Source organism: Bacillus sp. BS98, from assembly GCF_008432245.1.
GTDB lineage: Bacteria > Bacillota > Bacilli > Bacillales > Bacillaceae_G > Bacillus_A > Bacillus_A toyonensis.
This window is the reverse complement of sequence record NZ_CP043832.1, coordinates 18431-34360: the sequence shown is the minus strand read 5'-3', so window position 1 is coordinate 34360 and position 15930 is coordinate 18431. Positions and strand designations below refer to the sequence as shown.

Genomic DNA, 15930 nt, shown 5'->3' with positions numbered 1-15930 from the left:
GTTTTCCTCCTTAATGCATTTCTTTTTTATATCCCCTATAAAAGGCAAGCTGCCAAAATATGAGATAGAAAGCAGTTAAATAACCGTATTTTTTTTTAATATACTTATATGAGTTAATAATGGACTTCGTTTTATTTTTAGGTTCATAATAACCATCTTTTTTGTGTAAAACCCCACGTGCATGACCTACACCATAATTAAATGAACTTTTCAAATCTTGCTTAATGCTTAACTCTGGATGAATAATTCTTGCTTTATCATCATATAAAATCTTAAGATTTGCAGATTTAACTCTAATATCAAAATCATAATCCTCTGTCCAAGATAAATTCTCATCAAAATAATATCCATTTACCTTCGCTAAGATTGCTTTATTAAATGCCAATGGAGGTGAATATGCATTTTTTTTGCAAGTATGTATATGTCTTGCGCGTGCAATGATTTTTCCAATTTTACTGTTAAAGGAAAACATCACCCTTCCTTTAGCCAAAGGTCCTGCATCTAATAATTTGAATAACTTATTGATGGTACCTGGCATAAAAACACAATCTGAATCCATAATTAACACATTATCTTTACTAGAAATTTCAATTCCATAATTATAAGCTTTTGCTAAATTAGGTGTAGGTAATTCCCCAATTACTGCATTGCTAGAATAAGCGATTTTTTTTACTTCTTCTGTTGCACCATTTAAGACAACGACAACCTCTACATTTTCATCAATACTTTTTAAACACTTTTCCAATCTAACATCATTATAAGCCGGTATTACAATTGATAGATTCAACATATCTACTCACCTTATTTAAACAATTATCCATACTACTCAAAACTTCATCTAAACAATAAAATTCTCCTGAATCCTTTAACTCGACTAATTTATCTTTATTATTTCTATATGTTTCTATATCTGGGGTTAAAAGAAAAGTAATTCCCAGATCCTCACAAATATCTTTAATTACAGGAGCCATTGAATATTTTTTTACCGGTATACCATATTGTACTACTACATCGTATGAATTTGATTCTAGGTAGCTCCTAATTCTTTCTATCAATTTATCCCTATATTCTTTCATTAATTCTTCATAAATTACTGGATCCTCAATGTCATCCATCCAATCGTACGCACAAAAAGTAGGATTCATTTGGTATTCATATGGTATAATTCCCGCATTTGATAGAATAATTGGATGAACCATTGGGTATTTATTTGTAACTTCTCTAATTTTTTTACCAATATATGAAAAATCATATGGTTTAGCCCAAGAACAAACTTGTAAAAAAGCAATTCTTTTCCCTTGAGGCTTTTCGTAATAATCCCCACAAAAATATTCCTGCCATGTATTAAACTCTTCGTGATGAATATACTTTGAGCAAGCTCCTCGTTTAAAAACTGTTTCCTCTTTTATTAAATCTAATAGTATATATTCTGGGTAGTAAGGATAACTTTTTTTATTAAGTACCAAATCCTTTACCTTTTCATCCTGTAGATTAGAATAATTTCTATTTCTCAAAATCTCTCCTCCTTTATTTAAGAATTAAAAATGAACCTAATAAAAGGGCATCCATCTCTGATCCATAAAATGACCTGATAGCATCACTTGGGTTACATATAATTGGTTCTTTTCCTACATTAAACGATGTATTCATTACTGCAGGAATTCCTGTTTTCTGGTAAAAGTTATAGATTGTTTCATAATAATCAGAATTCATATCCCTCGTAACTACCTGGGCCCTTGTTGATCCATCAACATGAACTATTGCTGGAACTAAATGATGTACCTCTTTTTTAACAGTAGAATTTAACAGCATATAAGGGTTATTTATTCTTTCTTCTAATACTACAGAAGCGTTTTCATCTATGATACTAGGAGCCAATGGTCTCCATTGCTCTCTTTTCTTAATGGTATTTACTTTATTTAACATATCCTTATTCTGAGGGTTAGCTATTATGCTTCTATTTCCTAGAGCTCTAGGACCGAATTCCATCTTTCCAGAAAATCTTCCTATTATCTTATTTTGCATTAATAACTCGGAGCATCTATCATATTTATTAGAACCTAATTCTATATATGACAAATTATATTTTTTTAATATATTTAAGATACTAGAATCAGTAAATTCCGGACCAGAATATACATGATCTACAGTGAATATAGGCGCTATACCATTTTCTGCAAGAAACCATGTAGCTGCTCCAATACTTACCCCACTATCTGAAGCACCTGGTTGAATGTACAGACTATTCACTTCTGGTAAATCAGCTATAATTCTATTTGCTATACAATTTAATGCTACTCCTCCCGAAAGACACAAATTATTAATTCCAGTTAGATTAACAGCTTTTTTTACAAGCTTAACAATTGCCCTTTCCAAGGCTGCCTGACCTGAGGCTGCAATATTTTTATATTCCATTACTGATGAATTCATTAATAGTATTGAATCTATTGGATTATATTCATATTTAATATAATTAGGAGCTATCTTTGTTATACTATTAATAACTTTTATCCAATCTTTTAATACCGAAAAATATTTACCATTCATACTAACTGTATTTCTATTTGGTTTCAAAGGATTTTCCAGTATTTCAGGAAATTCAAATATTTCTTCCCCATATGAAGATAGGCCCATTAACTTCCCTTCATTATGCCTCCCTAAACCTGAAAATACAGTTAATGCTTCATAAAAAATACCTAAAGAATGTTCTAACGGGTATTTTTCTAGTACTTCAATTATATTACCTTTTCCTTTTGCTATAGTTATTGACTCTTCTTCTCCACTTCCATCAATAACTATTATGGTAGCTTCATTGAATCCTGAACTAAAGAACGCACCAGAAGCATGTGCCAAATGATGAGAACACATATGGATTTGAGGATCTTTATCTCTCTTGAAAATTCTCTTCGGAAAAATCTTTTCAAGACATTCATCTTTGTTAAGCTTCTTTGAATACTTCTCAAAATATAATTGTTCTACATCCCAGCCCATAACAATATGATCTACTTCATTTGGAGTAATTTCAGCTTCCTTTAAGCAATAAGCTATTGAATTATATGGAATTTTATCTAATGCTTTTTTTTGACGAATAAATCTTTCTTCTTCAGCTGCAGCTATTAATTTACCATTATAAAATAAACACGCACTTGCATCATGAACATCAAAGTCCCACCCATTGACTCCTAAAACATACATTATATTACCTCGCAGTTATTTTATATTTTTCTTCTAATCTCATAATATTCTTGCGGAAAAAGGGTTGGTTTATCTATTAATCTTACAAAAACTAACATATCCGTTTGAATATATAAATTTTGGAATGTATCTTTAGAAAAGCCTATGCCATCTAAGTCTTTTTTTATTAATTCTTCATCAATGTAAGGCTCTTCAGCCACTTTATAAGAACTTAAATCGTGAATAATTTCTTTTAAATAAAAGCCTAAAGATGTCAAGAAATTCTGCAAATAAACCGCCCTATTACCTAATCTTTTAACACTTATATTTAAAAAAATTAAATCACCCTTTTGACCTTTTAATAATTCATTAGCTCTATTTAACCACAAATCTAACCCTCTACCATCATCTATAGGGTCACAATGTATTGCATCATACTTATTCCTTAAATCTTCTATAACTTCATTTCTAACATCAAAATTATAAAACTTAATATCATTGTCTGTACGTTTAAAATATTCAATCAATTCTTCGTCGATATCTCCTACACTTATTTCTCTGTTTTTATATTGTTTAAGGGCCAAGCTTGTATAATCATCATCTCCGCAAAAAAAGATATTTTTATTAGATGATAACTCTTGATTTATTATTTCAGCTCTTCTCAACGAACTATCCCAAGTAGCTTTAAATTGAGCATATTTTTTTTTGTTTATTTTATTCTCATATCCTGTATTAGGAAGAGAGGCTGGTTCATATAAAATACTACTTGTTAAATCTTGTGAAAACCTTATTTTATTTTCTATAATTTCAACTAAATTTCTTTCTTTTAATACTTTTAATAATCTTAAAGCCAAACTTAAAGTCCCAGTTATTTTGACCAGATCATCTAAAGTATCTACAGTATTAATGGACTTCCAAATTATAAATTCGAATTGTTTTTCACTAATTTCATACCATTTTTTCCAAAAATGCAAAAGTACCCCTCTGTTTTTTAATTTTGGTACTTTATCTAACTCTTCTTCATAGTCTAATTCAATAAATCTTTCATATAATAAAATAATCTTATTTTCTTTCATACTGTATACCCTACCTTAAAAAAGTTACATATACAGTTAAACTGCATATGTAACCTCCTTATTTTAAAAACTTAACCTAATGTCTTGCCTGCACGAATTAATAAATCCTCTTCATCTAATTCAAGATCTTCAAGTTCTAGCATTTCTTCATGAATATATTCCTTTTCCATTTCACATTCCCCCTTTTAAAGATAATTGTGTAGTTCAAATATTTGCAACAGATCTGCACCACCAATATTAGCATAAAAATAGAATTTTCTGATTAATAAATAAATTGTATTTGTAGATAAAAAATGTTCAGAAAATTAAGTATAATTTTTCCTGATAAAACAATAATAGGAATAATTATGGGTATTTATATTATTTTAGTTTTTATATTAGGATTTTTTAAAAACCTAGTATAGAGCCTTTTCTTAGAGATTTTTGTCGATTTTCTTTTTTATAAATTTTTCAAAAAATGTTTATTTTCGAGGGCTATTGGGGGGATGTCTATTTTTTGGGGGCACGATAATTTGAAGTGCCCGCATAAATTAGACAGGTTATTTCATTAGGTAACTTTTTGGGTTCTGGTGCAAAAATATTATTTAGAGACATAATGAAGGATGTGCATTTGACGTAAATATGGAGTTTGTGGAACGGGTGAAAGATTTACCGCCTACTTCAGATAAGAAAAAGTATTTATTTAGAGAAATCATTACTTATGATGTACAAGGTAATCCTATAACAGAAGTGTTTAAATATACTGTTGTTAATACAGGGATCCTGAATAAAGTTTGTAATAAAACCCCATTATCTAACATCGGCGCAGAGTCTGGTGATATTTATAAAATTTCACCACACCAGTTCAGGCACACGGTGGCTACCGAAATGATTGATGCTGGGGTGGATATTTACGCTGTTAAAAACTTCTTAGGACATTCATCTGTTACGATGACGGAGAATTATATTAAAGTGTACCAACAACGATTAAAGAAAGAGTTCAAAGAAAAACTACTTAAATCTGATGCCACTGCAATTAAAGAGAATCTACCTGGACAAGAAGAAATCTTTGGCGATAACAAGTGGGTCAAAAATAAGATTATCGCTATTTTCGACCAAGGTGATGGGTGTTGTGAGCATCCATATAAAATGCCTTCCTGTCCCCATCAAGTTGCTTGTAAAACGTGTATCAAGAAAAAGATACTCCCAAGACATAAGAACGCTGTTGTAGATACCATAGACGCGTTCACAACCCATTTAAACCAAGCTAAACAGATTGGGCTTGAAGAAAAGATTGAGGAATTTGATAAAGTTGTGCAGTTCTACCAAAATGCATTGGAAGTCATCAAAAAGGGTGAAACGTTCGACGCAGCGAAACACTTTTACACTGGAGGGGTTCATTGATGGCTAATATGAACCCGAATACCTCAAAAATGGTTGAAACAAAGAAAATGGAAAGCGACTTGAAGAAACAGGCTGTTTTAGGTATTTTAAAGGAGGTAACGCTCCTTGATGACCCTATAAATAATCCAATCTCAAAAGCTGAAATATGCCGTAAGGCAGGTGTGAGTAAAACATTCTTATATTCTTATCGGGAAGAGCTTATAAAGCCAATCGATGAAGCAATAAAGAAACAAAATTAGAAGATAAAGATTATCAAAAAAAACAGATGTTCAGCGAAAGCTCAAAAGACAAGTTGATTGAGTCCCTAAAAAGAAGAATATCCGAGTTGGATGTAGAAAACAAAAAACTAAAAAAAGACAATGCCATTTTACTTGGTAAATTGTCAAAATTGTAGGAATGGTAAAACCAAAATGCTTGTTAACTTAACATGAGTATGATACGCAAAAGACCTTTCATGTTTTGAAAGGTCTTTTGTATTTGATTATTCACCTGTTTCAGTAAATTGTTTAATACGTGCACCGATTTCATCGCGAACACGTTGAAATTCAGACCACTCTTTTCCTGCTGGGTCATCAAATCCCCAATGAACACGATTCACATGTGGAGGTGTAGACGGACACACTGAATCCGCATGACTACAAAGAGTAACCACTAAATCCGCACTATTTAAAATGTTTGTATCAATAATATCTGATGTTTGATTTGTTATATCGATATCCACTTCTTTCATGGCTTTAATTGCATTTGGATTCACGCCATGCGCTTCAATTCCTGCGGAATATACATTCCACTTATCACCTAGGTATTGTTTCCCTAAAGCTTCTGCCATTTGGCTGCGGCATGAGTTTCCCGTGCATAAAAAGTAGATCGTCTTTTTGTTTTCCATGTTGTTTTCCACCTTTGTTTTTCAATTTATACTGGTTGGTCATTGAAGTATTTACGCTTAAACCAAAAAGCAACATTTACAAGTGCAATCATTACAGGTACTTCGACTAATGGTCCAATGACAGCTGCAAATGCTGCACCTGAATGAATACCAAAGACCCCAACAGCCACAGCAATCGCTAACTCAAAGTTATTACTACCTGCTGTAAATGCTAATGTTGTTGTCACAGGATAGTTTGCACCGATTTTTCTTCCCATAAAGAAAGAAACAAAAAACATCACAATAAAATAAATCAATAACGGAATCGCTATGCGTACTACATCTAATGGTACGCTAATAATCATTTCTCCTTTTAAAGAGAACATAATGATAATCGTAAATAGCAATGCAATTAATGTAAGGGGACTAATCTTAGGTATAAACACCTTTTCATACCACATTCTCCCCTTTAACTTCACTAATACAAAGCGTGTCAACATACCCGCTAGGAAAGGAATACCCAAATAGATAAATACTGATTTAGCTACTTCTGCCATTGTAATATCAACAATAGCCCCTTCAATTCCTAACCATTCGGGGATTACTGTTACAAACACATATGCATAAACCGAGAAAAATAACATTTGGAAGACCGAGTTAAAAGCCACCAAACCCGCTGCATATTCTTTATCACCATCAGCAAGATCATTCCAAACAATAACCATCGCAATACAACGTGCTAGACCAATCATAATAAGTCCTACCATATACTCTGGTTTATCAGGGAGAAAAATAATTGCTAGAACAAACATAAGTACAGGTCCAATAATCCAGTTTTGAACCAAAGATAGAACCAGAACTTTTACATCTTTAAATACACGACCCATTTCCTCATAGCGGACCTTCGCCAACGGCGGATACATCATTAAAATTAAACCAACAGCAAGTGGTACAGAAGTTGTTCCAACTTGCAATTCATTCAGACCATCTACTACACTAGGAAACACAAATCCTAAACCAATTCCAACAGCCATCGCTAGAAAAATCCACAGTGTTAAATATCGATCTAGAAAAGATAAACGTTTCATTTTATCCTCCTTCTCCTATTAACAACAAGAATTTTTTTCTACTTCGTTAGAAGTGGTACAACAAGATGGATCTTCTATTTTGTGAACAGCACTATCTGCTTTTGTATAAAAGAACTCCCACTCGTTACCATCCGGATCAGTTACCCAAAACTTATCTTGCACAGCATAGCAACAAGTAGTATCCATCTCATCACGTGCAAAGAATCCTTCTTTTTCTAATCTTTCTTTATGAAATGTAATTTCTTCGGCTGTATCCACTTGGAAGCCAAAGTGATTCACCTGATTCCCATTTACCTCATCTCGTACATTAAGTGTGAAATTCAGACCTGGATTATCTAATAAGAATTTTGCATAATCAACTTTTGTTTTAACTGGCGATACACCAAATACCTTTTCATAAAACTCAATAGACTTTTCTAAATTAGTAACATTGATACCAACATGAACATATTTCATAGATAATTCCTCCTTTTTATATGCTATTAATCAATTTTTTTTGATTAATAGCACAAAAATTTAACAACAGCTGCCTTTTCCTGTTTTTCTAAAGATACAGCATAGTTCTTCTGATAATAAATTGTTTACTTCAGCATCATTTAAATCATAATAACTCCACGTACCTTTTGTTTCTTTTACAATTAAACCCGCATCCAATAGGATTTTCAAATGATAAGACAACTTAGATTGAGTCATTTCAAAAGCCTCTGTTAGATCACATACACAAGTCTGTCCTCGTTGACAAAGTTCATACATAATCTCTAACCGCTTTTGATCAGCCAGTGCTTTAAACTTCTTCTCATACAACTGAAAATCTTTTACCATCATTATTCACTCCCTTCGTCAACTTTTTTCGATGTATAAAGTATATACCTTTCTTATTTCATTATGCAACTAATTAATCAATTTTTTTTGATTAATATAGACCAATCTAAATAAAAGGAGCCTATATCGAAAGTTACTTAGTAATTTTCGATATAGGCTTTTAATTATAATACTTACTTGTAGTTATATATCTTTAAATTTCATAGGTTCTTTTTTTATTACTGATTATTTTTGTTCTAAAATACGTTCAATTTCATCTATGCCTAATTTACTGGCTTTAGCAATCGTTTCAAGTGGTACACCAAGCTCATGCATACCTTTAATCATCTGTATTTTTCCTTGCTGAACCCCTTCTTGAATTCCTTCTTTTTTTCCCTCGTTACGAGCATGAGCAAACTTTGCTGCCTCATCCATTAAGGCCTTTTCTCTTGCTTCATATGCTTGACGGAAAGAAGAATCTTGACTCATATGTTCCCACTTATTTATTGCTTTTTGTAAAATCGGATCTTCGTTCATGGCAATGTCCTCCAATGTTTGTGTGAGATACTCATCTTCATTCGCTGGTAATAATAATAACCAACGAACAAAAGAATCTTCCCACGGATTAACTTTCTCTTCGCGCCATTGCTGTAGTAACTTTGGAATCTCTACAATATGAACTTCTATATCGTCACTTAATAGCTTTTGTTGTTGCTGATTCCAAAGGATTCCTGTTGTATGAAATGCTTCATATTCTGGAAACATCACAAAGTTTAACAAGTTAATGGTAATCGTTTTATGAAGTGAGCTATAAGGCATTCCTTTTTGCAATTGAGAGGTGTATAGCCTTCCCCAATAATACAAGCTTCGTTTGATCATATCGTGATTGTTATTCAATTGTATTTCTACATTTACCTTTGTTCCTGTATTTAATGTAGTCGAAATATCTAAAATGGATAATTTATCTTCTTCATATTCTCGATGCAAATGTGGATCTTCTAATTGCAGGGAAACAATAGGTGATTCTAAAGAATCTTTTAATATGGCATTTAAAAAAGCAACTAAAATATCTTCATTCCCATTTGTGCCAAATAACTGCTTAAATGCAAAATCGATACGTAAATTTACTAATGAATTGGACATGATTCTCCTCTTCCTGTTTCAGACTATATCTTTCCCTTTATTGTACATAAAACTAAAGCCAACATGCAAACAATCCTTATGATTTATATAGAGGATGCATACAGATCTACACGATAGATTCTCGAAGATGATTTGGGATCACCATATCATTTTGAGAAAATGGTACGCTAAGGAATTTATCGTTTTCCGACAGAAAACTCCTTCCTCAAAAATGTGAAGGTGTGAAACACCAATTTTAGGTGGGAGATGAATGTCGGTTGGCATAAGCCAACATATTTGCTACCATATACTTGTACAGATTGCTCTTCGAAAACTGAAGATATGAGGTTGGTCGCGGAAAAACGTTGCAACCGTAAATTCTTCAACGTTCTATCGCCCCACGCTTGCCGAAGTTGCGAAAACCAAGCTAAAGTAGGGAGTGTGGTGAGTCAACGTACAAGATATTTATGTTCCCACCGTAGGGACTACGGGTAGAGCCTGCTAAGATAACCGGTGGATACATCGGTGTTCGCAGGAATCTCCCACTTCAAACAGTCCGTAAGGACGTTAAGTGGTGAGTAGTTCAAAACCGCAACTAACCTTGATAAGTTGTATTTTTAAGGATTATGCAGTTTTCTACTTTTGTTCTTCTTTAAATTGTAGTGCCCAATCCGGTGTATACTCCTCAATAACAACGGGTCTTTCCATATTTCTAATTCCCCTTATGTATTTTGCGATTGAACATAATATCAAATTTAGATGAGTAAAGCTACTTCAAATGAATAGAATCCACTCTTTAGGAATACATAAAATATATACGTACAAGTTTAGTCTAATCACTACATCATTAGTGAAAGTAGAATTCTATAAATTTTGGAGGAAGACATATGCAAAAAAAGGTTCTTCTGTTTACAGATTTGGGAATTGATGATGCATTTGCTATGCTGTACACTTTTTTTCGTAAAGATATTCAACTTGTAGGGATTGTAGCCGATTATGGAAATGTATCAAGAGAAAATGTAATAAGAAATATTAACTATTTGAAGTACATAGCGGGAAAAAAAGAGATACCTGTATTCCTTGGTGCTTCTGTACCGTTGACAGGTATATTGGTTCACTATTTCCCTGAGGTACATGGAAAAGTCGGATTAGGACCTATCATTCCCCCTGAAATTTCTTATCCAGTTTATCCTTTAAATGATATTTATCAAATTATACATTCAAATTTAGAAGACCTTACAATTATCAATTTGGGAAGACTTTCTTCGCTAGCTACGACCTTTGTATTGAATTTAGAAACAATGCGTAACGTAAGAGAATGCATTTGCATGGGCGGAGCTTTTTTCTATCCAGGTAACGTGACTGCCGTGGCTGAAGCTAACTTTTACGCAGATCCTTATGCAGCAAATTTAATTCTGCAGCATGCGAAGAACTTAACAATTATCCCATTAAATGTAACTCAACATGCGATTGTTACACCCGAAATGGTCCAGCAAATCGATGCATTTCATCGGAATACACAGGATCTTGCAGGACTCATCATCAAACCTATGTTAGACTATTATTATAATTTCTACTCCAAGTCTAATCCTGGTATAAGCGGAAGCCCTATGCATGATTTTGTAACAGTGTGGTATTTGCTGAATCAAGAGGCTGTTAGCCTTTCAAGAGTACCCATTAAAGTTATTCCTGATCAAGGAGAAGGATTTGGTCAAAGCATTGCAGACTTTCGTTTTGCTACGAATCCAGGCTATAAAACACATAATGTAGCTTTTCAATTTGATTATGAAAGATTCCAGAAGGATATTATGGAAACATTCTTAAAAAAGAGAGTGTAACATACTTTATTAACTTCAAATAATACGGATTATGTGAATGAAAAGTCACTTCACTTAACGTACAGGAATTCGAATTTTTTAGGTTAAAATTCGCTTAGCATACAAAAATTCCGAAATGTTGGCTGTACTTATATTAAAAAATACTATGTGAAAATTCATAAATAAAAACTAGTAACAAAGCATCTTAATGTTTATGAGATGCTTTGTTACTAGTTTCTCTTCTCCCTAATCTCCTGCGAGACCATATTTATTTAAATTTTCCATATCTTATTTGATTTACTTATTCTGTAACACCAGATTGGGTTACCTTTACATCAGCTGTTACACGAAAACGTAAATGTTTATAGGATTCTTCCCATTCTTGACTGTTCCATTTTCTTACGTGAGTTCTACCAAGTTTTCTAAGTCCTATAGGATCTGTGCCTTTTTTAATAAAACTCTTTATCAATGTAGTTGCTTTTTTTTTTATTTCTTTTTCCATAATTTTTTCTAATTTTTTTATTTCTCTAGGATTATCTAGATTTTTTGTTTTTGTAAATTCTTGAATTTCAGCTTTAACTTGAATATGAGCATTTACGAATGGATGCTTGCTATTCCCCTCCATCTTATATTTTGTTCTAGCCTTTATATTCTCTATCGTGGCGTAAGTATTTGAAGAACCAGGTAGTTTGAATTGGTATGTGCCTTGTTTAAAAGTATCTGTCAACAATTTAAATACAAATAAATCTTTAGGTTTCACTGTATCAACCATTTTACATCTTTTAAAAAGTGCTATTCCATTTAACTCCAACACGTTATCTTTTTTAGATATCATCGGTAAATATGAATCTCTCGCATCATCATCAAGTTGGTTTAAAAACATAAAAAAATTTGTTTTTGGTTGCGTTCCATTGTCCATATTTTGCTCCAGTAAAGAAGATAGATAGGAAGCAATTTCTTTTTCTTTAGAATAGTTCCCCTTTAATAGTGATTCACCTTTTACATTTGTAATTGCTAAATAAATTGCATTTCCTACACTGGGATTTCGGTTCAAAGTCTCTAAAATTTCCTGCATTCCCTTTTCAATTATTTTTTCATTAAATATAATAACACGCAATTGACCTAACTCTAGAGGTCCAGAAGATTTTTCGGATGCTCTTGCAAGAACTTCTCTACCAGTCTGGCCTGATGCTGAATAGATTTTCGTTTCACCTTCCCCGCCTCCTTTATAAGCTGCAATCGCAAAGGTTCCTTTTAGCTTACCTTCTGCTTCAGTATCATATGCCGCAACTTGAACTAAATCAATGTCATCCACAATTTTCGTTTTAGCACAACCTATTGAGAAGACACTTAATATAAGGAAAAGTATCCATCGCTTCATGTTTATCTCCTTAACTTTATTTTGGCGGTTTGAATTAGCCATAGTACAGGTAGGTATACATATATATATACAAAGCCAATTTGACCTGTCCAAGTATTTAATAAGTTAATTTTATTACGGTTATTTAAGAAAAATGATAAAACAAAGATGAATACGATGATGACTGGCAAAACATATTTTTGCTTTATTCCTAGTGCCTCTTTTATACCACGACTTACTCCCCATAGTGTAAAGGAAACATTGGGTAATATAAAAAAAGCCCAAAAAGAAACAATAATGTATTCAAACCGTTCTATAAAGGGAAATTGTATAATTTTAATCATGCTTAAATATGCCCATATCGCGCTCGCGAGTTGTTTTTCACTAAAAAACGCAAGAGTTAAAATCATAAGGTATGTGTAGACAATAGTCGTTACTAAATTTGCATAGTGCGCATATTTTTGAGACGTTTTTGCCTTTCTAATAAATGGGTAGTACAACAATAACATTTCAAATCCAAAAAAACTAAACATATTTCCTTTCATTCCTTTCATAATTTCTAGGAATGAATGCTGTGCAATTGGAAATAAATTTCGGAAATCTGCATACTGCAAAGGATAAAAAAATGTGAAAATTAGAATACTTGGGATAACGATTCCAAAGAAGCCGATTCCGGCAACTACACGAAATCCTCCAGTTACAATGTAATAACATAGGCCTAAAAAAGCCCCCGCTATAACCCAAGATGAAATTGAAGGAAACATCCAAACATGTACTATTTCGATATAAGTATGTAGTGTTGTTGCACCTAACAATACAATATAGGATAAAAAAATGAAGTTGAACAATCCACCAATCCATTTTCCAAGTACGTTTTGATTGATTGCAATGATGTCTCCATTACCCTGATTTAAAATCTGATATATGATCCAAATCATAAGATTAACAGATATTCCAAAAAGTAGCGTACTAATCCATGCATCATTTCCAACTAATTTTGCACTAATCCTTTCAAAGCCAAGCATACCAACCCCCATCTGTATAGTAATAATTAAAAAAAACACCATATATGGAGATACTTGATACTCAATTGGGATCTGTTTCATAATGCTCCTCCCTGTCAAATTCAGTCATCAAAATCATTTCGTGATATGATTTTATTTTTCTCTACCTCTTCTGGATTAAAACGAAAACGCTGTTTAGATCTTGAAAAAATTGGACGTCGGAACATCGCTGAGATTGGCAGACGTATAATGCTGTCTTTCCAATCTGTAGGGCGTGTGGGATAAAAAGGGAACAAATAAGGACGTCTTAATGATTCTGTACGTAATAAGCGTGCTAAAAGGAAAGAACTTGTTAAAACAATTCCTAATAAGCCCAGCAGGTGTGCAGCTATTATAAAAGGAAAACGAATTACTCGAATTGTATTACCAATTCGATATATTGGTGCTGTAAATGAACTAAGAGCTGAAAGTGCAACAATGATAATAAGTACGTTACTTGTAAGACTTGCCTCCACCGATGCTTGTCCAATTACAATACCCCCTACTATACCGACAGTTAAACCCACTTTAGTTGGTAAACGTGTCCCCGCTTCTCTCAGTAATTCAATCGTTATTTCTAAAAAAAGTGCTTCAATTAATGGAGGAAAAGGTACTTTACTTCTCGATATGATCAACGTTGCAAGAAGTTCTTTTGGAATAAGCTCATAATGATATGTTAAGATCGAAACATATAATGGAGTCGTTAAAACAGAAAAGATAAAAGCAAAAATCCTTAACAGTCGAAAAAATGAGGCAATAATCCAAGGCATGGTGTAATCTTCTGTCGTAGAAAAAAAGTCAATTAATGTTGTTGGAAGGGTGATAGCGTAAGGTGAGCCATCTACAAAAAGTGCAATTTTCCCTTCTGCCAATACAGCTGCTACACGGTCTGGTCGTTCTGTATTCAAAAATTGAGGAAATATAGAATTAGGATTGTCTGCAATTAACTGAATCAAATACGTGCTATCCAAAACGTGGTCTGTTTTTATTTGACTCACCCGTTTTATAATTTCTTGTAGATTTTGATCATTTACAATTCCCTCAATATATACAATTGCAACGGTTGTATTAGAAAGAGATCCTACCTTCAATTCCTTCATTTGTAAATAAGGTGTTGGAAGCTTTCTACGTACTAAATTTAAGTTTACATCTAAATCTTCAACAAACGCGATTTGTGGACCCACGATATTGTATTCAATTTCAGCTTTTGTAATATCTCTTTTTTCTTTCTTTGACACATTTATTAACAAGCCATTTAATTTATCTGTATCGAACTGAATAAGTATATAGCCGCTTAAAATACTATCCTGAATATCTTCCATTTGATTTGTTATTTTTGAATTTTCAAAGGGTAAGACAGACTGAATATCTTGTAATGAATCGAAGCTCTTCTCCTTTATATAAGTTAAAATCTCTTCATGGAATATATTCACATCGATTAATGTTCTAAAATATGAAATGACTATAGAGGAATTGTTTGAATTGATTTCCAATGTTATAAAATCTTTAGATTTTTTTAGTAATTGCATTAAATCCTGTAAAGATTTTATAGATTCATCAGGTACTTTTTCATAAGGTTTCAATTGATAATACCCTTCCTTTCAGAAAGAAGTTACATAAAGTTTTTAAGAAATTTATATTTTAAAAATCAGGCATACTGATATGCAAATATGTCCATTGAATTAGCAATAACCTCTATGAAAATAACTTAACCAAAATTGGTTAAAAAATGCATTGAAAGTAAAAGTTAGAAATAGTTGTAAGCGAAAATATGATATAGATTAAATGAAATCTCCACGCTGTACTTTTACCAACTTCTCTTCGAGATACCCGCCAACTAAATGATATAAAACCTAAGCTAAGACATTTTTTAAAAGTTGAATAACTGATTTTCCTATGTTAAGGATTTATGAGATGACAAAAGCCCCCTTTTTTTCTACAAAAAAGGGGGCTCGGGTGTATCATTTCTATTTTATTGGAAATTGTAGCACGTAAATTTCTTCTTCAATAACATCCATCTGAAGACGTAATGTTTTACATGCATCTTCTACAGCTTGATTATATACAAGTGGGCCAATTTCTTTCATCATAAATTCCAATATATATTCAGCTTCAAGTGAACTTAAGTCTAGTTCGAATTTTTTATTTAGTCTCAAAGAATAGAATCGAGAACTAATAAGAGGGAGTATATCTAAAAAGAT

16 protein-coding genes are annotated in these 15930 nt (G+C 32.5%); 3 read left to right on the top strand and 13 right to left on the bottom strand.

The window, feature by feature from the left end:
* Positions 1–10: 10 nt before the first annotated feature.
* From F0362_RS28705 to F0362_RS28690, 4 genes are read right to left on the bottom strand one after another with little or no spacing between them, the layout of a single operon-like run.
* On the bottom strand, positions 11–790 hold the full coding sequence (locus tag F0362_RS28705) for a glycosyltransferase family 2 protein (protein WP_000933535.1): 780 nt from the start codon (positions 788–790) through the stop codon (positions 11–13).
* Positions 756–1514 (bottom strand): DUF5591 domain-containing protein, encoded by a 759-nt coding sequence (locus F0362_RS28700; RefSeq protein WP_149890179.1) that lies wholly within the window; start codon positions 1512–1514, stop codon positions 756–758. The genes F0362_RS28705 and F0362_RS28700 overlap by 35 nt, the downstream gene beginning before the upstream one ends.
* Before the next feature lie 13 nt (positions 1515–1527).
* On the bottom strand, positions 1528–3195 hold the full coding sequence (locus F0362_RS28695) for a carbamoyltransferase family protein (protein ID WP_000289407.1): 1668 nt from the start codon (positions 3193–3195) through the stop codon (positions 1528–1530).
* Positions 3196–3215: 20 nt separating this feature from the next.
* Positions 3216–4250 carry a bis-aminopropyl spermidine synthase family protein gene (locus F0362_RS28690; protein ID WP_097861339.1) on the bottom strand — a complete coding sequence of 345 codons (1035 nt, stop codon included), beginning with the start codon at positions 4248–4250 and terminating at the stop codon, positions 3216–3218.
* A gap of 639 nt (positions 4251–4889) precedes the next feature.
* Here F0362_RS28690 and F0362_RS28685 point away from each other — a divergent pair.
* Together F0362_RS28685 and F0362_RS31125 are read left to right on the top strand one after the other, a co-directional pair.
* The gene (locus tag F0362_RS28685) at positions 4890–5633 is read left to right on the top strand and encodes a site-specific integrase (protein ID WP_002105787.1); all 744 of its coding nucleotides are present in this window, start codon (positions 4890–4892) and stop codon (positions 5631–5633) included.
* Complete coding sequence (locus F0362_RS31125) at positions 5633–5872, top strand: hypothetical protein (RefSeq protein ID WP_000002615.1); 240 nt, start codon at positions 5633–5635, stop codon at positions 5870–5872. Before F0362_RS28685 ends, F0362_RS31125 begins: the two co-directional genes overlap by 1 nt.
* 242 nt (positions 5873–6114) lie before the next feature.
* Here the strand turns inward: F0362_RS31125 and arsC are convergent, their stop codons facing one another.
* From arsC to F0362_RS28655, 5 genes are all read right to left on the bottom strand, one after another.
* On the bottom strand, positions 6115–6519 hold the full coding sequence (gene arsC, locus F0362_RS28675; protein ID WP_000428324.1) for an arsenate reductase (thioredoxin): 405 nt from the start codon (positions 6517–6519) through the stop codon (positions 6115–6117).
* A gap of 26 nt (positions 6520–6545) precedes the next feature.
* Entirely contained in the window at positions 6546–7586 is a 1041-nt protein-coding gene (arsB, locus tag F0362_RS28670; RefSeq protein ID WP_000826534.1) for an ACR3 family arsenite efflux transporter, read from the bottom strand.
* Between the two features lie 18 nt (positions 7587–7604).
* Positions 7605–8042: an ArsI/CadI family heavy metal resistance metalloenzyme gene (locus F0362_RS28665; protein WP_000878296.1), complete on the bottom strand. Its 438-nt coding sequence runs from the start codon at positions 8040–8042 to the stop codon at positions 7605–7607.
* A gap of 60 nt (positions 8043–8102) precedes the next feature.
* Positions 8103–8408, bottom strand: coding sequence for an arsenical resistance operon transcriptional regulator ArsR (arsR, locus tag F0362_RS28660; RefSeq protein ID WP_033659113.1), 306 nt, complete (start codon positions 8406–8408; stop codon positions 8103–8105).
* A gap of 225 nt (positions 8409–8633) precedes the next feature.
* Positions 8634–9530, bottom strand: coding sequence for an Rpn family recombination-promoting nuclease/putative transposase (locus tag F0362_RS28655; protein ID WP_000071780.1), 897 nt, complete (start codon positions 9528–9530; stop codon positions 8634–8636).
* 866 nt (positions 9531–10396) lie between these two features.
* Here F0362_RS28655 and F0362_RS28635 point away from each other — a divergent pair.
* Positions 10397–11347 (top strand): nucleoside hydrolase, encoded by a 951-nt coding sequence (locus tag F0362_RS28635; RefSeq protein WP_001170302.1) that lies wholly within the window; start codon positions 10397–10399, stop codon positions 11345–11347.
* Positions 11348–11627: 280 nt separating this feature from the next.
* Here the strand turns inward: F0362_RS28635 and F0362_RS28630 are convergent, their stop codons facing one another.
* From F0362_RS28630 to F0362_RS28615, 4 genes are all read right to left on the bottom strand, one after another.
* The gene (locus F0362_RS28630; RefSeq protein ID WP_000832868.1) at positions 11628–12707 is read right to left on the bottom strand and encodes a Ger(x)C family spore germination protein; all 1080 of its coding nucleotides are present in this window, start codon (positions 12705–12707) and stop codon (positions 11628–11630) included.
* Positions 12708–12709: 2 nt separating this feature from the next.
* The gene (locus tag F0362_RS28625) at positions 12710–13792 is read right to left on the bottom strand and encodes a GerAB/ArcD/ProY family transporter (protein WP_000809704.1); all 1083 of its coding nucleotides are present in this window, start codon (positions 13790–13792) and stop codon (positions 12710–12712) included.
* Positions 13793–13812: 20 nt separating this feature from the next.
* Positions 13813–15312, bottom strand: a complete 1500-nt coding sequence (locus F0362_RS28620; RefSeq protein WP_098009946.1) for a spore germination protein — start codon at positions 15310–15312, stop codon at positions 13813–13815.
* A gap of 384 nt (positions 15313–15696) precedes the next feature.
* On the bottom strand, positions 15697–15885 hold the full coding sequence (locus F0362_RS28615; RefSeq protein ID WP_223268719.1) for a DUF2164 family protein: 189 nt from the start codon (positions 15883–15885) through the stop codon (positions 15697–15699).
* Between the last annotated feature and the right edge of the window lie 45 nt (positions 15886–15930).

What these genes read in the sequence shown, in the direction of transcription:
- F0362_RS28705 (WP_000933535.1), bottom strand. Translation starts at nt 790, where the DNA reads ATGTTGAATCTATCAATTGTAATACCGGCTTATAATGATGTTAGATTG.
- F0362_RS28695 (WP_000289407.1), bottom strand. Translation starts at nt 3,195, where the DNA reads ATGTATGTTTTAGGAGTCAATGGGTGGGACTTTGATGTTCATGATGCA.
- F0362_RS28690 (WP_097861339.1), bottom strand. Translation starts at nt 4,250, where the DNA reads ATGAAAGAAAATAAGATTATTTTATTATATGAAAGATTTATTGAATTA.
- F0362_RS31125 (WP_000002615.1), top strand. Translation starts at nt 5,633, where the DNA reads ATGGCTAATATGAACCCGAATACCTCAAAAATGGTTGAAACAAAGAAA.
- arsC (WP_000428324.1), bottom strand. Translation starts at nt 6,519, where the DNA reads ATGGAAAACAAAAAGACGATCTACTTTTTATGCACGGGAAACTCATGC.
- arsB (WP_000826534.1), bottom strand. Translation starts at nt 7,586, where the DNA reads ATGAAACGTTTATCTTTTCTAGATCGATATTTAACACTGTGGATTTTT.
- F0362_RS28665 (WP_000878296.1), bottom strand. Translation starts at nt 8,042, where the DNA reads ATGAAATATGTTCATGTTGGTATCAATGTTACTAATTTAGAAAAGTCT.
- arsR (WP_033659113.1), bottom strand. Translation starts at nt 8,408, where the DNA reads ATGGTAAAAGATTTTCAGTTGTATGAGAAGAAGTTTAAAGCACTGGCT.
- F0362_RS28655 (WP_000071780.1), bottom strand. Translation starts at nt 9,530, where the DNA reads ATGTCCAATTCATTAGTAAATTTACGTATCGATTTTGCATTTAAGCAG.
- F0362_RS28635 (WP_001170302.1), top strand. Translation starts at nt 10,397, where the DNA reads ATGCAAAAAAAGGTTCTTCTGTTTACAGATTTGGGAATTGATGATGCA.
- F0362_RS28630 (WP_000832868.1), bottom strand. Translation starts at nt 12,707, where the DNA reads ATGAAGCGATGGATACTTTTCCTTATATTAAGTGTCTTCTCAATAGGT.
- F0362_RS28625 (WP_000809704.1), bottom strand. Translation starts at nt 13,792, where the DNA reads ATGAAACAGATCCCAATTGAGTATCAAGTATCTCCATATATGGTGTTT.